This is a genomic window from Burkholderia sp. Bp8998, from assembly GCF_003854235.1.
In the GTDB taxonomy this organism is placed as follows: domain Bacteria; phylum Pseudomonadota; class Gammaproteobacteria; order Burkholderiales; family Burkholderiaceae; genus Burkholderia.
The window spans coordinates 96,045-118,833 of sequence record NZ_QTQF01000006.1; the positions used below are offsets into that span (position 1 = coordinate 96,045).

17 protein-coding genes, 1 tRNA gene and 1 riboswitch are annotated in these 22,789 nt (G+C 68.6%); of the genes, 14 read left to right on the plus strand and 4 right to left on the minus strand.

The window, feature by feature from the left end:
* Positions 1–7: 7 nt before the first annotated feature.
* Entirely contained in the window at positions 8–2,956 is a 2,949-nt protein-coding gene (fdhF, locus tag DIE06_RS09235) for a formate dehydrogenase subunit alpha (protein ID WP_124661156.1), read from the plus strand.
* A gap of 7 nt (positions 2,957–2,963) precedes the next feature.
* On the plus strand, positions 2,964–3,215 hold the full coding sequence (locus tag DIE06_RS09240; RefSeq protein WP_124661157.1) for a formate dehydrogenase subunit delta: 252 nt from the start codon (positions 2,964–2,966) through the stop codon (positions 3,213–3,215).
* A gap of 8 nt (positions 3,216–3,223) precedes the next feature.
* Here the strand turns inward: DIE06_RS09240 and DIE06_RS09245 are convergent, their stop codons facing one another.
* On the minus strand, positions 3,224–4,885 hold the full coding sequence (locus DIE06_RS09245) for an FAD-dependent monooxygenase (protein WP_124661158.1): 1,662 nt from the start codon (positions 4,883–4,885) through the stop codon (positions 3,224–3,226).
* A 130-nt stretch (positions 4,886–5,015) separates the two neighbouring features.
* Between DIE06_RS09245 and DIE06_RS09250 the strand changes: the two genes are divergently transcribed.
* Positions 5,016–6,854, plus strand: a complete 1,839-nt coding sequence (locus DIE06_RS09250) for a tetratricopeptide repeat protein (protein WP_409364492.1) — start codon at positions 5,016–5,018, stop codon at positions 6,852–6,854.
* A gap of 304 nt (positions 6,855–7,158) precedes the next feature.
* On the opposite strand, the gene DIE06_RS09255 is transcribed toward DIE06_RS09250, so the two are convergent.
* Both DIE06_RS09255 and DIE06_RS09260 read right to left on the minus strand, forming a co-directional pair.
* Positions 7,159–7,863 carry a DUF2968 domain-containing protein gene (locus tag DIE06_RS09255; protein WP_124661160.1) on the minus strand — a complete coding sequence of 235 codons (705 nt, stop codon included), beginning with the start codon at positions 7,861–7,863 and terminating at the stop codon, positions 7,159–7,161.
* Positions 7,864–7,977: 114 nt separating this feature from the next.
* The gene (locus tag DIE06_RS09260) at positions 7,978–9,156 is read right to left on the minus strand and encodes a gamma-glutamyl-gamma-aminobutyrate hydrolase family protein (protein ID WP_124661161.1); all 1,179 of its coding nucleotides are present in this window, start codon (positions 9,154–9,156) and stop codon (positions 7,978–7,980) included.
* Between the two features lie 276 nt (positions 9,157–9,432).
* Between DIE06_RS09260 and DIE06_RS09265 the strand changes: the two genes are divergently transcribed.
* From DIE06_RS09265 to DIE06_RS09305, 8 genes are all read left to right on the plus strand, one after another.
* A complete protein-coding gene (locus DIE06_RS09265) occupies positions 9,433–10,113 on the plus strand; it encodes a GntR family transcriptional regulator (protein WP_124661162.1) in 681 nt (226 codons plus the stop codon).
* 7 nt (positions 10,114–10,120) lie between these two features.
* The gene (locus DIE06_RS09270; protein WP_124661163.1) at positions 10,121–11,497 is read left to right on the plus strand and encodes an amidase; all 1,377 of its coding nucleotides are present in this window, start codon (positions 10,121–10,123) and stop codon (positions 11,495–11,497) included.
* 152 nt (positions 11,498–11,649) lie between these two features.
* Entirely contained in the window at positions 11,650–12,162 is a 513-nt protein-coding gene (locus tag DIE06_RS09275; protein ID WP_124661164.1) for a disulfide bond formation protein B, read from the plus strand.
* 612 nt (positions 12,163–12,774) lie between these two features.
* Positions 12,775–13,779, plus strand: coding sequence for a xanthine dehydrogenase accessory protein XdhC (xdhC, locus tag DIE06_RS09280; protein ID WP_124661165.1), 1,005 nt, complete (start codon positions 12,775–12,777; stop codon positions 13,777–13,779).
* Between the two features lie 18 nt (positions 13,780–13,797).
* Positions 13,798–14,823 (plus strand): adenosine deaminase, encoded by a 1,026-nt coding sequence (locus DIE06_RS09285; protein ID WP_124613256.1) that lies wholly within the window; start codon positions 13,798–13,800, stop codon positions 14,821–14,823.
* A 147-nt stretch (positions 14,824–14,970) separates the two neighbouring features.
* Positions 14,971–15,225 (plus strand): hypothetical protein, encoded by a 255-nt coding sequence (locus DIE06_RS38955; protein ID WP_260433574.1) that lies wholly within the window; start codon positions 14,971–14,973, stop codon positions 15,223–15,225.
* A 16-nt stretch (positions 15,226–15,241) separates the two neighbouring features.
* Positions 15,242–16,564 (plus strand): guanine deaminase, encoded by a 1,323-nt coding sequence (gene guaD / locus DIE06_RS09295; protein WP_124661166.1) that lies wholly within the window; start codon positions 15,242–15,244, stop codon positions 16,562–16,564.
* Positions 16,565–16,658: 94 nt separating this feature from the next.
* Positions 16,659–16,795: riboswitch (yybP-ykoY riboswitch) on the plus strand.
* 78 nt (positions 16,796–16,873) lie between these two features.
* A complete protein-coding gene (locus tag DIE06_RS09305) occupies positions 16,874–17,446 on the plus strand; it encodes a TMEM165/GDT1 family protein (protein WP_059448199.1) in 573 nt (190 codons plus the stop codon).
* Positions 17,447–17,498: 52 nt separating this feature from the next.
* Here the strand turns inward: DIE06_RS09305 and DIE06_RS09310 are convergent, their stop codons facing one another.
* On the minus strand, positions 17,499–18,200 hold the full coding sequence (locus DIE06_RS09310; RefSeq protein WP_124661167.1) for a DUF4136 domain-containing protein: 702 nt from the start codon (positions 18,198–18,200) through the stop codon (positions 17,499–17,501).
* A gap of 186 nt (positions 18,201–18,386) precedes the next feature.
* On the opposite strand from DIE06_RS09310, the gene pepN reads away from it, so the two are divergent.
* The 3 genes from pepN to DIE06_RS09330 all read left to right on the plus strand — a co-directional run bounded on the left by pepN (position 18,387) and on the right by DIE06_RS09330 (position 22,663).
* Positions 18,387–21,080: an aminopeptidase N gene (pepN, locus tag DIE06_RS09320; protein ID WP_124661169.1), complete on the plus strand. Its 2,694-nt coding sequence runs from the start codon at positions 18,387–18,389 to the stop codon at positions 21,078–21,080.
* Positions 21,081–21,365: 285 nt separating this feature from the next.
* Positions 21,366–22,379, plus strand: a complete 1,014-nt coding sequence (locus DIE06_RS09325; protein WP_124661170.1) for a class 1 fructose-bisphosphatase — start codon at positions 21,366–21,368, stop codon at positions 22,377–22,379.
* Between the two features lie 208 nt (positions 22,380–22,587).
* A tRNA-Thr gene (locus DIE06_RS09330) sits at positions 22,588–22,663 on the plus strand.
* Positions 22,664–22,789 lie beyond the last annotated feature (126 nt).

Here is a 22,789-nt window from a genome sequence, read left to right on the forward strand (position 1 = left end):
GCCCTGCATGTCCCTCGACACGAACAACGTCCGCCAAGGCGGCTGCGGCTCGGGCCAATGCGCGTGCAAGAGCGCCGCACAGGCGCGTGCACGCGATCCGTTCGACGAAACCGACTACGGTACGCCGCAACGGCATGCCGATACCGACGTCACGCTCGAAATCGACGGCCAGCCGGTGACGGTGCCGGCCGGCACGTCGGTGATGCGCGCCGCGATCGAAGCCGGCGTCAACGTGCCCAAGCTCTGCGCGACCGATTCGCTCGAACCGTTCGGCTCATGCCGTCTGTGCCTGGTCGAAATCGAAGGCCGGCGCGGCTATCCGGCGTCGTGCACGACGCCCGCCGAAGCCGGGATGAAGGTGCGCACGCAGTCGGACCGGCTGCAGTCGCTGCGCCGCAACGTGATGGAGCTGTACATCTCCGACCATCCGCTCGACTGCCTCACCTGCCCCGCCAACGGCGACTGTGAACTGCAGGACATGGCGGGCGTGGTCGGGCTGCGCGAAGTGCGTTACGGTTTCGACGGCGCGAATCACCTGCGCGAGCAGAAGGACGAATCGAATCCGTACTTCACGTACGATCCGTCGAAGTGCATCGTCTGCAACCGCTGCGTGCGCGCGTGCGAGGAAACGCAAGGCACGTTCGCACTGACGATCGCCGCGCGCGGTTTCGAATCGCGCGTCGCCGCCGGCGCAAGCGAATCGTTCATGGCATCGGAATGCGTGTCGTGCGGCGCCTGCGTCGCCGCATGCCCGACCGCCACGCTGCAGGAGAAGTCCGTCGTCCAGCTCGGCCAGGCCGAGCACTCGGTCGTCACGACCTGCGCGTACTGCGGCGTCGGCTGCTCGTTCAAGGCCGAGATGAAGGGCACGCAGGTCGTGCGCATGACGCCGCACAAGAACGGCCTCGCGAACGAAGGCCACGCGTGCGTGAAGGGCCGCTTCGCATGGGGCTACGCAACACACAAGGACCGCATCACGAAGCCGATGATCCGCGAGAAGATCACCGACCCGTGGCGCGAAGTCAGCTGGGAAGAGGCGCTCACCTACGCCGCGACGCAATTCCGCAAGCTGCAGCAGAAGTATGGCCGCGATTCGATCGGCGGCATCACGTCGTCGCGCTGCACGAACGAGGAAACCTACCTGGTGCAGAAGCTCGTGCGCGCCGCGTTCGGCAACAACAACGTCGACACCTGCGCACGCGTGTGCCACTCCCCGACCGGCTATGGCCTGAAGACGACGCTCGGCGAATCGGCCGGCACGCAGACCTTCGCGTCGGTCAGCGAGGCCGACGTGATCGTCGTGATGGGCGCGAACCCGACCGACGGCCACCCGGTGTTCGGCTCGCGCATGAAGCGGCGCATCCGCGAAGGCGCGAAGCTGATCGTGATCGACCCGCGCCGCATCGACGTGGTCGACGGCCCTCACGTGAAGGCCACGCACCACCTGCAGCTGCGCCCCGGCACCAACGTCGCGATCGTCAACGCGCTCGCGCACGTGATCGTCACCGAAGGGCTCGTCGCCGACGCATTCGTCGCCGAACGCTGCGACACGCGCGCGTTCGAGCAATGGCGCGACTTCGTGTCGCGCGCGGAGAACTCGCCCGAAGCGACCGCGGACGTGACGGGCGTACCGGCCGAGCAGGTGCGCGAAGCCGCGCGCCTCTACGCAACGGGCGGCAACGCCGCGATCTACTACGGCCTCGGCGTGACCGAACACGCGCAAGGCTCGACGACGGTGATGGGCATCGCGAACCTCGCGATGGCGACCGGCAACATCGGCCGCGAAGGCGTCGGCGTCAATCCGCTGCGCGGCCAGAACAACGTGCAGGGCTCGTGCGACATGGGCTCGTTCCCGCACGAGTTGCCCGGCTACCGGCACATCAGCGACACAACCGTGCGCACGCAGTTCGAACAGGCATGGTCGGCCACGCTGCAACCGGAACCCGGACTGCGCATTCCGAACATGTTCGACGCGGCGCTCGACGGCAGCTTCAAGGGGCTTTACTGCCAGGGCGAGGACATCGTCCAGTCGGACCCGAACACACAGCATGTCGCGGCCGCGCTGTCGTCGATGGAATGCATCGTGGTGCAGGACATCTTCCTGAACGAAACCGCGAAATACGCGCACGTGCTGCTGCCGGGCTCGACGTTCCTCGAGAAGGACGGCACGTTCACGAACGCGGAGCGCCGTATCTCGCGCGTGCGCAAGGTGATGCCGCCGCTCGCGGGCTACGCGGACTGGGAAGTGACGCTGCTGCTGTCGCAGGCGCTCGGCTACGACATGCACTACACGCATCCGTCGGAAATCATGGACGAGATCGCGCGGCTCACGCCGACCTTCGCGGGCGTGTCGTACGAGAAGCTCGACGCGCTCGGCAGCATCCAGTGGCCGTGCAACGAACAGGCGCCGGACGGCACGCCGACGATGCACATCGACGCGTTCGTGCGCGGCAAGGGCAAGTTCGTGATCACGCAGTTCATCCCGACGCCGGAAAAGGTCACGCAGCGCTATCCGCTGATCCTGACCACGGGACGCATCCTGTCGCAATACAACGTCGGCGCGCAGACGCGCCGGACCGAGAACGTCCGATGGCACGAAGAGGACCGCCTCGAGATCCATCCGCACGACGCGGAGGATCGCGGGATCCGGACCGGCGACTGGGTCGGCATCGAATCGCGGGCCGGCCAGACGGTACTGCGTGCGCTCGTGTCCGACCGCATGCAGCCGGGTGTCGTGTACACGACGTTCCACTTCCCCGAGTCGGGTGCGAACGTGATCACGACGGACAGCTCCGACTGGGCGACGAACTGCCCCGAATACAAGGTGACGGCCGTGCAGGTGATGCCGGTTGCGCAGCCGTCCGACTGGCAGCGCGCGTATGCGCGCTTCAACTCGGAGCAGCTCGACCTGCTCGAACGCGCCGCCACGCCGGCCGCCGTGACGACGGGCAAGTGAGGACGCGATGGACAACGGACACTTGATCGACATGGCCAACCAGATCGGCGCGTTCTTCGAATCGATGCCCGATCGCGAAGAAGCGCTGTCCGGGATCGCCGACCATATCCGGCGCTTCTGGGAGCCGCGAATGCGGCGCGCGCTTCTCGCCGCGCTCGACGATCCGTCGAGCGCGGCCGGACAACGCGCGGCACCGATCGTGCGCGACGCGATCTCCGCGCACCGCGCATCGCTCGAGCCGGCCGCGGCCTCCGCCTGAGCGCCCCGCTACGCGGGCACCGACATGCCCGCGAACCAGCTTTCGCAGTGGCGCAGCAGCGCGTTCGCGTCGGTGGCGGTACGGCCGCGCACCGCGATGTAGCCATCGGGCCGCAGCAGGTAGAACGACGGCCTCGAGCGGCCGTATACCTGCGCAAGCCCGTCCGCGCCGTCGCTTTCGGCATCGGCGACGCGCCACGTCCGCACGGCACCCGGCATGATCCGCTCCAGCCCCTGCGCAAGCGCCTGCGCATCCGCGGGCATCGGCGGTACGTCGCCCGTATCGCGCGCGTCGGCACCTGCCGGCTCCTCGAGCAGCAGCAGCGTAAAGCTCGCCGGGTCGTGCAGATCGTATAGCCGTGCGGTTCCGGGCGCCCGGCCGAGCGGCCCGTCGACCACGTGCACGAGCGCGTCGGGCGCACGCTCACCCGCGCGCGGCCCGCCGTCGAGCACGCGCTCGAGCGTGAGCGGGCTTTTCCGGTATTGCACGCCGAGCTCGCTGACGGTGCGGCGCACCACGTCGCGCACCGGCCCAAACGACGCCAGCAGCGGCACGACATGATCGCGCAGCAGCTTCATCGCGCCGTGGTCGGCTTCGACGATCTGCGTGACGAGGCCGGTTTGCCGCAATACGTCCCGCTCGATCGGGTGGCGCTCCGCGTGATAGGTGTCGAGCAGCCGCTCCGGCGTGCCCGCGCCCAGCACGCGCGCGAGCTTCCAGCCGAGATTGAACGCTTCCTGGATGCCCGTGTTCATCCCCTGCGCGCCCGCCGGGCTGTGAACGTGCGCGGCGTCGCCCGCGAAGAACACGCGCCCGTGACGCAGCCGGTCGACCATCCGGCTATGCAAGCGGAAATACGCGGACCACGCGAGATCGCTCGGCGCAATCGATGCACCGACGCGTGCGCGCACGATCGCCGCGCATTCCTCGATCGTCGGGGTCGGGGTCGGCGCATCGGGCGATGCGTCGCCGCCGGGCGGCCGGTCGGCAACGAGCCGGTAGCGGCCGCCGCCCATCGGAAACAGCCCGGCGATGCCGTCTGGCGTCGTGAACAGATGGATCTCCTCGTCCGGCCAGTCGGGTATCGCCGCGAAATCGGCGAGCAGGAAGGTCTGCTCGAACGCATGCCCGGCGAAGCCCAGGCCAAGCAGATGGCGCACCGTGCTGTGCGCGCCGTCGGCAGCGATCAGGTACGACGGCGCGAACGCCTGTTCACGACCGTCGGCATCGCGGATCGTCACGTCGAGCGACGGTCCGCCCGCGTCGCATGCGGTGAGCGCGACGCCGCGTTCGACGGTCACGCCGAACCCGGCCAGATGCTCGGCGAGCAGCCGCTCGGTGATGCTCTGGTCGAGAAACAGCAGATACGGATAGCGCGTTTGCAGCGGATCGAAATCGAGTCGGGCGATCACGCGACCGTCCGCATGCAGCGCTGCCGCATGGGCGCGATGACCCAGCGCGAGAAACGGTTCGACCGCGCGATGCTGCTCCAGCAATTCGAGCGTGCGCGCCTGGATGCCAATCGCGCGCGAATACGGCGCGGGCGCGGCGAGCCGGTCGATGATGCGCACCGGCACGCGGGCTCGCGCGAGACTCATCGCAGCGGCAAGGCCGGTGGGGCCTGCGCCGACGATCAGCACGGGCGGGATATCGAGCGGTGTGTCAGCCATGAGAACCTCGATGACACGCGATTGTGCAAGTCTACGCCGCTCCGCGTGACGGGGCCATATGCCGACCGGCCGATCTGGGGCGCCCGCGCGCAGTGTGGGAAAATACGCGCTTTCCGCCAGTTTTCGCGTCATGGATTCCGCATTCGACCGAGCGTTTGCCGCGCACCGCGCGGGCCGCCTCGCCGAGGCAGAGCACGGCTATCGCGCCGCACTCGCCACCCATCCCGCCGACGCCGACGCACTGCATCTGTTCGGCGTGCTGCGGCATCAGCAGGGCCAGCATGCCGAGGCGGCCGATCTCGTCGCGCGTGCGGTCGAGTTGCGCCCGAACGACGCCGCGTTCCAGCTCAATCTCGGCAACGCGCTGAAGGCGCTCGGCCGGCTCGACGAAGCGATCGACCGCTTTCGCAACGCGCTGACGCTCGCGCCCGATTTTCCGCTCGCGCACTACAACCTCGGCAATGCGTATGCGGCGCTGCAGCGCCACGAGGATGCCGTCGACGCGTTTGCCCGCGCACTTCGGCTCACACCCGACGACGCATCGATCCACAACAACCTCGGCAACGCGCTGAATGCGCTCGGCCGTCACGACGACGCGCTCGCCGCCTTCCATCGCGCCCTCGAGCTGCGGCCCGGGCATGCCGGCGCGCACAACAATCTCGCGATGGCGCTGAACGCGATGGGCCGGGCCGACGACGCAATCGCACACTTCCAGGCGGCGATCGCCGCGCAACCGCGCTTCGTCGCCGCGCATTTCAATCTCGGCAACACGTTCGAGGCGGTCGGCCGTCATGGCGAAGCCGCCGCCGCATTTGAAGCCGCGCTCGCGCTGCACCCGCCGTTCCCGCTCGCCCTCTTCGGGCTCGCGAACGCGCTGTGCGCGCAGGCGCGCCAGCGCGAAGCGCTGCCATACTACGAACGCGCGGTCGGTCTCGATCCGTCGTTCAGTCTCGCGTGGCTGAACCTCGGCAACGCGCATCACGCACTCGGCGCGCACGAGATGGCGCTGCGCGCGTTCGACCAGGCACTGCGCGTTGCCCCCGACCTGAAACTCGCGCAACTGCACCGCGCCGTCACGCTGCTGACGCTGGGCGACTTCACCCGCGGCCTGCCCGCGTACGAAACGCGCCACGATACGCCGGGCGCGACGCCGCTCGGCACGCTGCCGCGCTGGCAGGGCGAGCCGATTGCGGCGCGCACGCTGCTGATCCGCGCGGAACAGGGCTTCGGCGACACGCTGCAGTTCGTCCGCTTCGTGCCGCTGGCCCGCGCGCGCTGCGCGCGCGTCGTGCTCGAAGTGCAACCCGAACTCGTCGCGCTGCTCGCGCCGGCCGCGGCGCGCTGGCGCGTGACGCTCGTCGCGCAGGGCGCCGCGAAGCCGCCGCCGGCGGACATCGCGTGCACGCTGATGAGCCTGCCTTTCCTGCTTGGCCTGCAGCCGGCCGACATCGCCTCAGGCACACGCTACCTCGATGCGCCGGACAGCGCGCACCGGCGCTTTCGCGGCTCGCTGGGCGGCCAGTCGAAGCGCAAGTTGGGCCTTGCATGGACGGGACGCCGGCAGGCGCAGGAAAACCGCTCGATGCCGTTCGACGCGCTCGCGCCGCTGCTCGCGCTGCCGGACATCGACTGGGTCGTGCTCCAGCCGGCGCTCGACGACGACGAACGGGCGCGCGTCGATGCGCATCCTCGCGTGCATCGGCTCGACGGGCGGTTGAACGACTTCGCCGACACGGCCGCGCTGATCGAACGGCTCGACGGCGTCGTCACGATCGATACGGCGGTCGCGCACCTCGCGGGCGCACTCGGCAAGCCACTGTGGATCATGCTGCCGTTCGCACCCGACTGGCGCTGGTTCACCGGCGACGACTGTCCGTGGTATCCGCACGCCAGGCTCGCCCGCCAGTCCGCACCGGGACAATGGCTCGACGTGGCGGCAGCGGTCGCCGGCGCGCTGCGCGACGCCTGAATACCCGAACGCAGACAAAAAAGGGAGCGCGGTGCGATCCCTTGTTTCATTCGACGTGATGCAAGACAGGCGACGTCAGGCCGCCTTGTACTGGTTGCGCGATTCGGGCGTGCGATACAGCACGAGCGTCGCGAACAATCCGCAGATCGCGGCGACGCTCAGCCACGGCCCCGGTGCCGCCTTGGTGCCGGTCCGGCGGGTAGCCCCGGCACGCTCCCCTGCTGACGCCCACCCGATAAAAACCCGGCGAAACAGGCCTCGCCGGGTTTCGTTCGTCCGTCGATCCAGCTGGATCGATACCAGCTCACTGGCGCGCGGGCAACCCCGTTTCGGCCTGCCGCTCGAGTTGCCGCACCTGCTCCTGCAGATCGCGCAACTGCAATTGCGCCGCCCGCTTCTCGACCTGCAGCGCCCGCGTCTGCTCCTGCGCCGACTTCTGCCGCTGCGCCACCTCGGCCTGCTGGCTGCGCGCGACGCTCAGATCGGCCTGCAGTTGCTGCGCGCGATTCGCCTGCAGCGCGATCACGCGTTCGAGGAACGCCTTCTGCGCCTGCAGTTCCGTACGATGAATTTCGACGTCCGCGAGTTGCACCGTCAGCTGGACGAAGTTCGTGTACACCCTCTCCGCACGGCGCTTCTCCTGCGACTTGATCACGCGCCACAGATGCTTGTCCTGAAACAGCGCGACGTAATACGTCATCTCGCGCGGATCGAACATCAGGCTCGCACCATAGCTGCCGTTGTAGCTGGTGCGCATCTCGACCATGCGCCCGTCGTGCAGCATCTGCGTGAGTTCGGCGACGTTGCCTTGCGCGGTGGCGTCCGTGGCGGACGCCGTGGAAGCAGGCACCGCGGTCGCGGCATCGCCGCTCAGGCTCGTCACCGCGGGGCGCGTGCCCGCGACGGGCGCGGTCGCGTCGGCGGACCACGCCGCCCCCGCATGCGCGCAGGCGGCCAGCGCGACGATCCATGTTGCGCATCGTGCAGGGGAAAAATCTCGGAAGGCCAACGTCAGACTCCGGCGAACGCATCGGGAGTCGCGATTATCGTTCAAAATCAAACGGCCGCATCTCGAATTCGACGGGATGCGGCCGGCCTTCCTGCGGGGCGATACACGGGCGGGTTACAGGCGGGTTTCGCGCGCCGCGCGCAGGAATGCATCGAGCAGCGGCGTGCAGTCGAGCAGCTCGGCGCCGCCCGCGCGATGAAACTCCGGGTGCCATTGCACACCGACGACGAACGGCGCGCGCCGGTAGCGAATGCCTTCGATGATCCCGTCGCCGGCCGACACGGCCTCGATGTTCAGATCGCGGCCGAGATCGCGGATCGCCTGATGGTGGATCGAGTTCACGATCGCTTCGCTGCGCCCGGGGAACATGCTCGCGAGCGTCGACGAATCCGGGAAGCGGATCGCGTGGCGATGCTGGTCGTAATGCTCGCTCACGTGCGGATTCGCGGTCGGCACGTCGGTCGCGATGTCCTGGTACAGCGACCCGCCGTACGCGACGTTGATCAACTGGCAGCCGCGGCATACGCCGAGCACCGGCTTGCCGGACTCGACGAACTCGTGGAACAGCTCGAGCTCGTACATGTCGCGCACGCGGTCGCCCGGCCATTCGGGACGCGCATCCGACGCCGCGTAGGTTTGCGGCGACACGTCGGCACCGCCTTGCAGCAGCAGGCCGTCGAGATGCTTCGCGTAGTCGCGCAGGCGGATGTTGCTCGGATGCAGCATGCCCTGATGACCGACGGTCGGAATCATGAACACGAGCACGTCGCGCGACATCACCCAGTGCGCGATCGATTCCTCGAGATATTGCAGCGTCTTGCCGCGCAGCCCCTTCGCACCCGGCTCCGGATGGAAGATCCGCGCCGACACGCCGATGCGCAGCGTGCGCTGCGTGATCCGCTGGCCGGCACGGTCGAACATCCGGCGCGCGCGCGCCGCGACAATCCGGCCGAACACCGACCACGGTGTGTCGCTTTGTTTCAGGTAAGCCGGCGGCGCATGCTGCGCGCTCGCGGGCGGCGGTCGCGGCGTATCGAAATCGGGCTGCGCGCCGAAGCCGGGCGGCGGGACGCCGGGTTTCGGCGACGCCGCAACACCGTCGACGGCAGCACCCGGCGCACCTGGCTCTGAAACGGCCGTGGCCGGCGAGACGCCGTCCGCGGCGGCGTTCTGCGCAGCCGCAGCCTGCGCGGCGCGGGCGTCGGGCGTATTCGCAGGATCGGAACGGGGGGAATGGGAAGAAGTGGAAGAGGTGCCGGGCAGACCGGCCGGGGAAGGCGTGATTTCGCTCATGACGATGGTCTGGTACGTCGCTCGCGCGTATTGGATTGACGAGGATTCATTATGCTTCAGTGCACGATCGCGCGGTAAACCTGCAACATCCTGTCGATATTGTTGCAAGCAGTCGCATGTGGCGCCGGACACGCCGTCGTACCCCGTTTGACGGCTCGAAGGTCACCCCGGTGAGCTGGACATCAGTGATATATCACAATAATATTCACGGATCGTCCACACGCCCCTCGCCCGCGCAATGACCGCGCCCTGCCCGGCCATTGCGCCGCCGCCCGCATGAACGCCCTGACCGACGCCCTCCACGACCGGCCCGCCGCATCGGCGGTCAGCCTCGCCGTCCGCGCGTACACGCTGATCCAGCGCGACATCATCACGATGCGCCTTAAGCCGGGCGCCGCGCTCAACGAAGCCGACCTCGTCGCACGCACCGGCATCGGCCGCACGCCCGTCCGTCAGGCCGTCCACCGGCTGGTGCTCGAAGGGTTGCTGTCCGTGATGCCGCGCAAGGGGCTGATGGTGCAGCCGCTGTCGCTCGACGACATCGTCGCGGTGATCGACGTGCGCCGCATCAACGAAGCGCTTTGCGTCGAACTCGCCGCCCGCCATGCGACGCCCGACGATCTCGCGCGCATCGCCGCGCTGCTCGACGACGGGCAGGCCCGCGTCGACACGCACGACGTCGAGGGCATGATGGAACTCGACCGCGCGTTTCATCAGGCGATTGCCGCGGCGGCACGCAATACGGTCCTCGCGGAGATCCTGCGCGCGCTGCACGAACGCTCGCTGCGCTTCTGGTTCGTCACGCTGTCCGAACCGCACCACCTGTCCGACGTCCAGCATGAACACCGCGAACTGTTCGAGCGGCTGTCCGCGCGCGACGCCGCCGGCGCGCGCACGGCCGTCGAACGCCATATTGACTCGTTTCGCGCCACCCTCGTCCAACATCTTCGCCCCTGAGCCGCCCATGACCACTTTCACGCCCTTCCCTCCGCTCGCCCAGCTCGCCGCCGACCTCGCCGCCGGCCGGACCACGAGCCGCGCGCTCGTCGACGTCGCGCTCGATCGGATCGCCGATCCGTCCGGCCAGGGTGCCGCCGTCTTCACCGAAGTCGACGCCGACAACGCGCGCGCGGCCGCCGACGCGCACGATCGTCTGCGTGCCGCGGGCACCGTGCTGTCGCCGCTCGCGGGCATCCCCGTGTCGGTAAAGGACCTGTTCGACGTCGCGGGCCAGGTGACGCGCGCCGGTTCGCGCGTGCTCGACGGGGCGCCGCCCGCCAAGGCCGACGCGGTCGCGGTCGCACGGCTCAAGCGCGCGGGCGCGGTGCTGGTCGGCCGCACCAACATGAGCGAGTTCGCGTTCTCGGGGCTCGGCCTGAATCCGCACTTCGGCACGCCCCGGTCGCCGTACCGCCGCGACGTACCGGGCGACGCGCGGATTGCCGGCGGCTCGTCGTCCGGCGCGGCCGCGTCCGTCGCCGACGGGATGGCGGCCGTCGCGCTCGGCACCGACACCGGCGGCTCGATCCGCATTCCGGCCGCGCTGTGCGGGCTCTCGGGCTTCAAGCCGACCGCGAGCCGGATCCCGACACAAGGCGGCGTGCCGCTGTCGACCACGCTCGACTCGTTCGGCCCGATCGGCCTGACGGTTGCCTGCTGCGCACTCGTCGACCGGATGCTCGCGGGCCTCGAGCCGAACGTGCCGGCCGCGCGGCCGCTCGAAGGCGTGCGCCTCGGCGTGCTGACCAACTACGTGACGGACGGCGTCGACGCCGACGTCGCCGCCGCGCTCGACGCAGCGCTGAAGCACCTCGAAGCCGCCGGCGCGATCGTCACGGAAGTGCGCTTTTCCGCGCTCGACCGGTTGCCGGACATCAACCGCTTCGGCTTCTCGCCGATCGAGGCATACGCATGGCATCGCCCGCTGCTCGCGCAGCACCGCGACCAATACGACCCGCGCGTACTGTCGCGCATCCTGAAGGGCGAACCGGCCAGCGCGGCCGACTATCTCGACCTGCTCGCCGCCCGCCACGCGATGCTGGACGAAGCCGCGCACACCGTCTGGTCGCGCTTCGACGCGCTCGTCGCGCCGACGGTGCCCGTCGTGCCGCCGCGCATCGCCGAACTCGAAGCGGACGACGCCGCGTTCACGCGCACCAATGCGCTGATCCTGCGCAACCCGAGCGCGTTCAACTTCCTCGACGCATGCGCGTTGTCGTTGCCGTGCCATCCGCGCGACGCGGCGCCGGTCGGCCTGATGCTCGCGGCCGCACCTCATCGCGACGACGCGCTGCTCGCGATCGGCCAGGCGGTCGAGGCCGTGCTGAACACGATCCGGTGACCGCACGCGCGGCATCAGGGCGAGGTGATGGGCCGGACGAAGCAGGTGCGGCGGGGTGCCGCACGCGCGCGCTGTCAGTTTCGTGCCAGATCGTTCGCGCTAAAATCGCGCGATTGCTTATCGGACCGACCAACGACAGGAATCCCGCCGACATGAACGACTACACGCTCGCACTCCGCCGTGAACGCCGCCTGCTGATGCTGCTCGGCTGGGTGTGCATCGCCCTGCTGGCCGGCGCGCTGTACCTCCAGTACGTAAAGAACGAAGACCCGTGCCCGCTGTGCATCATCCAGCGTTACTTCTTCGCGGCGATCGGGATCTTCGCGTTCCTGGCCGCCGGGATGCGCAACTGGCGCGGCATCTGGGTGCTCGAGCTGCTGATCGCGATCGCCGCGGCCGGCGGCGTCGGCACTGCCGCGCGACACCTGTCGATCCAGATGAATCCGGGCTTCAGCTGCGGCTTCGACACGCTGCAGCCGATCGTCGACAGCCTGCCGCCCGCCCAGTGGTTCCCCGGCATGTTCAAGGTCGCCGGCCTGTGCGAGACGGTCTATCCGCCGATCTTCGGGATCCTGCTGCCCGGCTGGGCGCTGATCGGCTTCGCCGTGATCCTGATTGCCGTCGCCTCGAGCCTGTGGCGCCATCGCCGCAAGCTGGCAGGCTGAGAGGCCGCGCCGCGCGGTCCGGCCGACCGGTCGATGCCGCCGTGGTCGGCCCTGGTTCGCCCGGCTGTGCCGGCGACGTCTCTCGCGGCCGCACCCTGCCGGCCGCGCGTAAACACCTATCCCCGCCGCCGCCCGGATTTCCGGGCGACCGCGCGTCGCGCGACATCCGCGCGCACGCCCCGCCACGCATGCGTTTCGGCCCGATGCTCGCGCATCGGCGCCCCGATCCCGCGCGGCGGGCCTATGATCGACATGATCGCTGCCTGATAGCCCGGATCACCGCCCGGCGATGTTCCCGTCGCGTTGCGGTGCTATCTTCGCGACTGGATGGCGATCTACGTGCGCGAGGCCAGGCGGTCTCACCTCCTGCGTAACGCGCGCCCGATCCGCAATGTCGACTGGATTCATCATGACAACGCAAACCATCCGCATCCGTCACCCTCATGGCGTCCGCACGTTCCGCGGCGTCGTTCGCGCGCGCCTTCGGCGCACGGCCACCGCACTGAACCCGTCGTGCGGCCGCCCCGCCGCGCTCCCGTCCATCCTCGTTGCCGCCGCGCCCGCCAGCCCGCGCCGCGCGTCGCGCCGCGTCGTCCCAACCGGAGCGTGCTGATGGAGGCCTGGCTCGGCGATCTGCAGCAACTGCTCGCGCACGGTGAAGCGGCCGTGCTCGTGACGGTCGCGCACACCGACGGTTCCGCGCCGCGCGAGGCCGGCACCAAGATGCTCGTCACGCGCGACACCGCCCGCCATACGATCGGCGGCGGTCATCTGGAATGGAAGGCGATCGAGATCGCGCGGCACCTGCTGAAGGACGGCGCGCACGTGCCCCACGCACGCCGGCTCGAACGGCTCGCGCTCGGCCCGAGCCTCGGCCAGTGCTGCGGCGGCGCGGTCGTGCTCGCGTTCGAGCGGCTCGACGTCGGCGACCTCGGCTGGATCATGTCGCTCGCGAAGCGCGTCGCGGCCGGCGCCGCGACCGTGCGTAGCGTATCATTCGGCCCCTCGCCGGGTGTGCCGCTGCTCAGCGAGCCCGAATCGCCCGCCGCGCGTGCCGATTGCCTGCTGTGGGAAACCGGCGGCGTGTCGCTGATGACCGAAACGATCGCGCCGTACGCGTTCCCCGTCGTGCTGTTCGGCGCGGGACACATCGGCACCGCGCTCGTGAAGGTGCTGGCGACGCTGCCGTGCCACGTGCGCTGGATCGACGGGCCCGACGCGGTGTTCCCGCCGGCCGAGGCGCTCGCCGGGATCGGCAATCTCGCGATCGACGCGGTGGCCAGCCCGGCCGATGCCGTCGACGCGGCGCCGCCGCACACGTACTTCGTCGTGATGACACACGACCACGCACTCGATTTCGTGCTGGCCGAACGCATCCTGCGGCGCGGCGACTATGCGTACTTCGGGATGACCGGCTCGCACACCAAGCGCGTGCAGTTCGATCATCGGCTGGCAGCGATCGGCATCGACCCGGCCCAGGTCGCGCGGATGCGCTGCCCGATCGGCGTCGAAGGCATCATCGACAAGGCACCCGAAGTGATCGCGATCTCGGTGGCCGCGCAGTTGCTGCAGGCCGTCGAGGCGAACGCGCCCGCGCAAGCTTCCCCTACCTTCTGACCGACCAAGAACAACGCCATGACCCCGACATTCAAGGACAAGATTGCCCGCGCTCCGAAAGCGGAGCTCCACATCCATATCGAAGGCTCGCTCGAGCCGGAACTGATCTTCGCGCTGGCGCAGCGCAACGGCGTGAAGCTCGCGTACGAGTCGATCGACGCGCTGCGCGCCGCGTACGCGTTCACCGACCTGCAGTCGTTCCTCGACATTTATTACGCCGGCGCGAGCGTGCTGCTGACCGAGCAGGATTTCTACGACATGACGGCCGCGTACTGCGAACGCGCACTCGCCGACAACGTCGTCCACACCGAACTGTTCTTCGACCCGCAGACGCACACCGAACGCGGCGTGCCGATCGAGACGGTGGTGGCCGGCATCGACCGCGCGCTCGCCGATGCCGAGCAGCGCGGGCTGTCGAGCAAGCTGATCCTGTGTTTCCTGCGCCACCTGTCCGAAGAAGATGCACTCGCGACGTTCGAATCCGCGTTGCCGCTGTTCGAACGCTATCGCCATCGGCTGATCGGCGTCGGCCTTGATTCGTCCGAGCTCGGCCATCCGCCGACGAAGTTCGCGCGCGTGTTCGAGAAGGCGCGCGCGCTCGGGCTGAAGCTCGTCGCGCATGCGGGCGAGGAAGGCCCGCCCGCCTACATCTACGAAGCGCTCGACGTGCTGAAGGTCGACCGTATCGACCATGGCGTGCGCAGCATCGAGGATGCGGCGCTCGTCGAACGCCTCGCGCGCACGCGCACGGCGCTGACCGTGTGCCCGCTGTCGAACCTGAAGCTGTGTGTGTTCGACGACATGGCGAAACACACGCTGAAGGCGCTGCTCGATCGCGGCGTCGCGGTGACGATCAACTCCGACGATCCGGCCTATTTCGGCGGCTACGTCAACGACAACTACTTCGCGACGGTCGACGGGCTGCAACTGACGGACGCCGAAGTGCACGCGGTGATCCGCAACGGCTTCGAGGCGTCGTTCGTCGACGCCGCGCAGCGCGATGCGCTGATCGCGCGTCTCGATTCGTACTGGCAGGCCGCGTGACGGCCGGCATCGAGGTTCGCTAGACAGATGAAACACCGCAACGACATCCGCTTCGCGACGACCGGCTCGGCCCTGCGCCGTGCCGGCCGCCGGCGCGCACCGCACGCGCACGCCGGCGTCGCACCCGTGGCACGCGTGGCGACGGCGATGTGCGTCGTCGCGCACCGAAGCCTGTCGTTGCGGCTCGTCAGGCAGCTCACCGCCGCCGCGATTGCGGTCGCAATCCTGGCGCTTGCCGCCCGGAGTCCCGCGATGGCGGCCGCCGCCGCCACGCTCGCGTGCGCAATCGCAGCCTGCGGCGCCCCACCTTCGCGCGTCGCCGCATCGCGCATGCACGGGCAGCGCCTGCAATGCCGTCGCCCGCGCGACGCCGGCCGTTTTCTTCTGTTCGCCTTACCTTGATGCAGGACCATTCGTCATGACGCAAACCGCTTTCCGTTCCCAACTGCTGACCTTCAACGGCGACCCGGCGCAGTCGAGCCAGGCCGCGAACCACGAGACCGACGGCCTCCTGATCGTCGACGACGGCAAGGTCGTCGCGGCCGGCCCGTATGCGCGGCTGGCCGCGACGCTCGCACGCGACGCGGTCGTCCACGACCTGCGCGACAAGCTGATCGTGCCCGGCTTCATCGACACGCACATCCACTATCCGCAGACGGACATGATCGCGTCGCCGGCCCCCGGCCTGCTGCCGTGGCTCGACAAGTACACGTTCCCGACCGAGCGCCAGTTCGGCGACCCGGAGCATGCGCGCGAGGTCGCCGACTTCTTCGTCGACGAACTGCTCGCCTGCGGCACGACGAGCGCGCTCGTCTACTGCACCGTGCACAAGCAGTCGGCCGACGCGCTGTTCGCGGCGAGTGACGCGCGCGACCTGCGGATGATCGCGGGCAAGGTGCTGATGGACCGCAACTGCCCCGAGTTCCTGCGCGACACCGCGCAATCGGGCTATGACGACAGTGCCGAGCTGATCGGCCGCTGGCACGGCAACGGCCGCCAGATGTATGCGCTCACGCCACGCTTCGCGCCGACCTCCACCGAGGCGCAGCTCGAGGCGTGCGGCGAACTCGCGCGCCGGCATCCGGACGTGTTCGTGCAGAGCCACGTCGCGGAAAACGTCGACGAAGTGAAATGGGTCGCCGAGCTGTTCCCTGGCCACCGCAGCTATCTCGACATCTACGATCGTTACGGGCTGCTGCGGCCGCGCGCGGTGTACGGCCACTGCATCCACCTCGACGACGAGGACCGCCGCCGGATGGCCGAGACGCGCACCGTGGTCGCGCACTGTCCGACGTCGAACTTCTTCCTCGGCAGCGGGCTGTTCGACTTCGACAAGGCCGGCGAATACGACGTGCCCGTCACGCTCGCCACCGACGTCGGCGGCGGCACGTCGTTCTCGATGCTGCAGACGATGAACGAGGCGCACAAGGTCGCGCGGCTGTCGGGCCACCACCTGACGGCGACGCGGATGTTCTGGCTCGCGACGGCCGGCGCCGCGCAGGCGCTCGACCTCGCCGACACGGTCGGCACGCTCGCGCCGCGCACCGAAGCCGACTTCGTCGTGCTCGACCCGCAGGCCACGCCGCTGCTCGCGCGCCGCACGAGGCGCGCGGAGTCGCTCGAGGAACTGCTGTTCGCGTTCGCGCTGCTCGGCGACGATCGTGCCGTGTACCGCACGTACGCGGCCGGCCGGCTCGTGCACGAGCGCGGGGCCGCACGCCGCACCACCGCCACCGCGTAACTCACGCGCGTTGGGCCCACCCGGCCCCGGCATGCGCTGCGGCGCATGCCGGGGCCGCCGAATTCACCGTTCGCGGCACGCGCCGTGCTAGAATTCGCCGCTCATTGGGGAGTAGCCGCTCCGCTCGATGTCCCGCGCCCCCGGCGCGCATCGTGACGGAGGCGTCCGTCAACAGACTTGGCCGTTCGGCCATGGCGGGCGCAGCCACCAGGCCTGGCGAGACCGATGGTTCACTGCGCGCCGCATCAGGGCCCGGCGCGCGGCGGATCGTCGCTCGCACGCACAACATCGGCCCGTGGAACCCCATACGTGTCCCAAGCCTTCCTCATCTCCACCGGCGCCGTCGCCCTTGCTGAAATCGGCGACAAGACCCAACTGCTGTCCCTCGTGCTGGCCGCGCGCTATCGCAAGCCCGTGCCGATCATTCTCGGCGTACTCGTCGCGACACTGGTGAACCACGGCTTCGCCGGTGCGCTCGGCGAATGGCTCGGCGCGCTCGTCACGCCGTCGATCATGCGCTGGGCGCTCGCGTTCTCGTTCATCGCGATGGGGTTGTGGATCCTCGTGCCGGACAAACTCGATGCCGACGAAGCCAATGCGAACCGCTCGCGGCTCGGCGTGTTCGGCGCGACGCTCGTCGCGTTCTTCCTCGCGGAAATGGGCGACAAGACGCAGATCGCGACCGTCGCGCTCGCCGCGCGCTTCCAGGATTACATCGGCGTGGTGGCCGGCACGACCTTCGGGATGATGCTCGCGAACGTGCCCGCGATCCTGCTGGGCGACCGTTTCGCGCACCGCCTGCCGACGAAGCTGGTGCACGGCATCGCGGCCGTGCTGTTCGTCGTGCTGGGCGCGCTGGCGCTGCTCGGCGTCGGGGCCTGACGCACGCAGGCACGTGGCGCGGCCGGGCGGCCGCGCCGGTGTCGATACCGCGTTACTTCGCGACCGCCGTGCCCGATGCCGGCACGGCCGGCACCGCACGCTCGTTGGCGGCCGGCGCAGCCGGCCCGCCGCGCTTGTCGACCGGCAGCCGCACCGTGCGGATCGCCCCGTTCGACAACGGAAAATCGGCGAGCGCGCTGCGCGCAAGGAACGGCATCGCATACAGCAGCGCGCCGTTGTCGCCCGTGGTGCGCGCGGTCACGTTATAGACTTCCTTGCCGGTCGCGCGCTCGGTGATCCGGATGCCGAGCGTGTAGTCGAAGACCTGGTAGGTCTGCGCGACGTAGCCCGCCGGCATCGGCCCCCAGGGCCCCCACGGGCCCCACGGCCCGCCCCGCCAGTACGGCCCCGGCCCCGTGAACCACGGGTCGTAGTAGACCGGTTGCGGCACCGTCACCAGATCGCTGCCGACCCCGTAGGCCAGCCCGACCAGATAGCGCGCCTGCGCGGCAGGCACCTGCCGGAATGCGTACGCGGACAGTTCGTTCGCGACGATCGGCTCGTAGGTCGACTGCTCGATGCTGTGCTTCTGCGCATCGGTGCGCGTGAAGGCGTAAGTGCGTGTCGCGTCGCTGCCGCTCCAGTCGGAGAAGGCCGTGACCTGTGTCGTCACGTAGCTGGTACAGCCCGTCAGCAGCGCCACGCACAGCACCGCCGCCCAGCCCGCACCGCGTTGAATCCATTCGCGTTTCATGTCGATCCTCGTCGATCCGTCACCCGTACGTCGCACCGCGCGAACCGCACGGGATGCCGATAATACGCGGACTCCCGGAACCGGTAAAAAGTTCGCCCGACACGCGGCCGCAAGGCTTTGTACAATGGCCCGGTTCGCCCGGCCCGCGCAGCGGGCCCGATCCCCACTCCACCGATCTCGACGACCATGTCCGACAACGCCTCCTCCACCGTGATCCGCCGCGCCGACTACACGCCGCCGGCCTTCCTCATCGATTCCGTCGCACTCGAATTCGATCTCGCGCCGGCCCGCACGATCGTCAGGAATACGATGCGCGTGCGCCGCAACCCGGATGCGGCGCCCACCCCGCATCTGGAGCTGATGGGCGAAGCGCTCGAATTCCTCGGCGCACAGGTCGACGGCGCGCCGTATGGTCCGGTGCGCGCGCACGAACACGGGCTGACCGTCGAAAACGTGCCCGACGCGTTCGAACTCACGCTCGACAGCGCGTGCGCGCCGGACCAGAACACGACGCTGTCCGGCCTGTACGTGTCGAGCGGCAACTTCTTCACGCAGTGCGAGGCCGAAGGCTTTCGCCGCATCACCTACTTCCTCGACCGCCCCGACGTGATGGCGTCGTACACCGTCACGCTGCGCGCCGACAAGAGCGCGTATCCGGTGCTGCTGTCGAACGGCAACCTCGTCGACTCGGGCGAGCTGCCCGACGGCCGCCACTTCGCGAAATGGGAGGACCCGTTCCGCAAGCCGAGCTATCTGTTCGCGCTGGTCGCGGGCAAGCTCGTCGCGATCGAGGAGAAGATCACGTCCGGCTCCGGCAAGGAAAAGCTGCTGCAGGTGTGGGTCGAACCGGCCGATCTCGACAAGACCCGTCACGCGATGGATTCGCTGATCCATTCGATCCGCTGGGACGAGAAGCGCTTCGGCCTCGAACTCGATCTCGACCGCTTCATGATCGTCGCGGTGGGCGACTTCAACATGGGCGCGATGGAGAACAAGGGGCTCAACATCTTCAACACGAAGTACGTGCTGGCGAACCCCGAGACAGCAACCGACACCGACTTCGCGAACATCGAATCGGTGGTCGGCCACGAGTACTTCCACAACTGGACCGGCAACCGCGTGACCTGCCGCGACTGGTTCCAGCTGAGCCTGAAGGAAGGGCTGACCGTGTTCCGCGACCAGGAATTCTCGGCCGACATGGCCGCGGGTGACGACGTCGGATCCGCGGCCCGCGCGGTCAAGCGCATCGAGGACGTGCGCGTGCTTCGCCAGCTGCAGTTCGCCGAGGACGCGGGCCCGATGGCGCATCCGGTGCGTCCGGAAAGCTACGTCGAGATCAACAACTTCTACACGATGACCGTCTACGAGAAAGGCTCGGAAGTCGTGCGGATGTACCAGACGCTGTTCGGCCGCGACGGGTTCCGCAAGGGGATGGACCTGTACTTCAAGCGCCACGACGGTCACGCGGTGACGTGCGACGACTTCCGTCACGCGATGGCCGACGCGAACGGGCGCGATCTCGCGCAATTCGAGCGCTGGTACAGCCAGGCCGGCACGCCGCGCGTGTCGGTGCGCACCGCCTACGACGCGGCCGCGCGCCGCTACACGGTCACGCTTGCGCAAGGCTACGGCGATGCGTCGCCGGCCGCGCGCGAGACGCAGCAGGGGCCGCTGCTGATTCCGTTCGCGATCGGCCTGATCGGCCGCGACGGCCGCGACCTGCCGTTGCGCCTCGACGGCGAAGCCGCCGCCACGGGCACGACGCGCGTGCTCGACTTCACCGATACCGAACAGACCTTCACGTTCGTCGACGTGCCGGAACAGCCGCTGCCGTCGCTGCTGCGCAATTTCTCGGCACCGGTGATCGTCGAGTACGACTATACCGACGACGACCTCGCGTTCCTGCTCGCGCACGACAGCGACCCGTTCAACCGCTGGGAAGCCGGCCAGCGCCTCGCGACACGCGCGCTGCTGACGCTCGCTGCGCGCGCCGCCGCGAACGAGCCGCTCACGCTCGGCGAGAATTTCGTCGCCGCGTTCCGCCGCGTGCTGACCGATGAAAACCTGTCGCCCGCGTTCCGCGAACTCGCACTGACGCTGCCGTCGGAAACCTATCTGGCCGACCAGATGGCGGAAGCCGATCCGGCCGCCGTGCATCGCGCGCGCCAGTTCGTGCGCCGCCGGCTTGCGACCGCGCTGCGCGCCGAGTGGCTCGCCGCCTATGAGCAGCACCAGACGCCGGGCGCGTACGAGCCGACACCCGAAGCATCCGGCCGCCGCGCGCTGAAGAACCTCGCGCTCGCGTATCTCGCCGAACTCGAGGATCCGGCCGACACCGTGCGCATCGCAACCGCGCAGTACGACGCCGCGAACAACATGACCGATCGCGCCGCCGCGCTCGGCGCGCTGCTGTCCGCCGCGGCGTCGGGCGCGAACGACGCGGCCACGCGTGCGCTCGACGACTTCTACCGTCGCTTCGAGAAGGAAGCGCTCGTGATCGACAAGTGGTTCGCGATGCAGGCCGCGCAGCGCGGCACGTCCGCTCAGCCGACGCTCGCGAAGGTCCGCACGCTGATGGCGCATCCCGCGTTCAACCTGAAGAACCCGAACCGCGCACGCTCGCTGATCTTCAGCTTCTGCGCGGCGAACCCGGCGCAATTCCACGCGGCGGACGGCTCGGGCTACGCGTTCTGGGCCGAACAGGTGCTCGCGCTCGACGCGATCAACCCGCAGGTCGCCGCGCGCCTCGCCCGCTCGCTCGAACTGTGGCGCCGCTTCACGCCGGCGCTGCGCGACCGGATGCGCGAAGCGCTCGAGCAGGTCGCCGCCGGCGCGAAATCGCGTGACGTGCGCGAGATCGTCGAGAAGGCGCTCGCATGACGTAACGCGCGCGATTCGCGTCGCGCGTCCGCACGACGAAGCCGGCGCCGCCCCGTTGCGGCGCCGGCTTTTTTATCGGCTGAAGGTTGGCGGGGTCGGAGCCGGACAAGGGTGCGAGCGTCCGGCATTCCCGCCGCGGCAGGCCAATCCACGGCGCCATGCACGCCGGAGCCGGCCGAATTGGCCACCCGACCATGTAACCGGACGAAAAAAGGCGGCGGGGCGGGAGGCGCGCCGGGTAAAATTGCGGCAATTCAAGGATTCTTTGGCCTTTCGGAGTCTGTCATGTCCATTGCCCGCCGCACCACGCTGTCCAAGTTCCTGATCGAGCAGCAGCGTGAGACCAACAACCTCCCCGCTGACCTCCGCCTGCTGATCGAAGTCGTCGCCCGCGCGTGCAAGGCGATCAGCTACAACGTGTCGAAGGGCGCGCTCGGCGATGCACTCGGTACCGCCGGCAGCGAGAACGTCCAGGGCGAAGTGCAGAAGAAGCTCGACATCCTGTCGAACGAGATCCTGCTCGACGCGAACGAATGGGGCGGCAACCTCGCCGCGATGGCGTCGGAGGAAATGGAAACGTTCTTCCCGATCCCCGCGAACTACCCGCGCGGCGAATACCTGCTCGTGTTCGACCCGCTCGACGGCTCGTCGAACATCGACGTGAACGTGTCGATCGGCACGATCTTCTCGGTGCTGCGCTGCCCGGACGGCAAGCTGGCCACCGAGGAATCGTTCCTGCAGCCGGGCACGGAGCAGGTCGCGGCCGGCTACGCGGTGTACGGCCCGCAAACCGTGTTCGTGCTGACGACCGGCAACGGCGTGAACTGCTTCACGCTCGATCGCGAAGTCGGCTCGTGGGTGCTCACGCAAAGCAACATGCGAATCCCGGCCGATACGCGCGAATACGCGATCAACGCATCGAACGCACGCCACTGGTACGAACCGGTCCAGCGCTACGTCAACGAGCTGAACGCCGGCAAGGAAGGCCCGCGCGGCGACAACTTCAACATGCGCTGGATCGCGTCGATGGTGGCTGACGTGCACCGGATCCTGAACCGCGGCGGCATCTTCATGTACCCGGCCGACAAGCGCACGCCCGATCGTCCGGGCAAGCTGCGCCTGATGTATGAAGCGAACCCGATGTCGTTCATCGTCGAACAGGCAGGCGGGGCCGCGACGACGGGCACGCAGCGCATCATGGAAGTGCAGCCGACCGGCCTGCACCAGCGCGTGCCGGTGTTCCTCGGTTCGAAGAACGAAGTCGAGCGCGTGACCGGCTATCACGTCGAAGGCAAATAAATTTGCACTGCAGCACTAGACGGAGGTGCGAGACCTCAGTACAATCGCGCCTTCGCGATGTGGCCCTGACAGGCTGCATCGCAGTGAAGTGAAAGCGGAGAATCCGCCGGATCGAGGGTTTCGCGAAGCAGCAGCAGCAAGCTGAAAAAAATTCGCAAAACCTATTGCCAAGATCTCGGATTTGACCATATAATTTCACTTCTCTGCTGCCGGTGTAGCTCAGTTGGTAGAGCAGCGCATTCGTAATGCGAAGGTCGTAGGTTCGACTCCTATCTCCGGCACCAAGATATAAAGGCCTGATAAGCGATGCTTATCAGGCCTTTTCTCTTTTCCGGCCACGTTTCCGATACACGAAATCGTGCGCCCGCCCTCCCCGTCATTGTCCGCCGCTTGCGGGCATCTCCCGACTC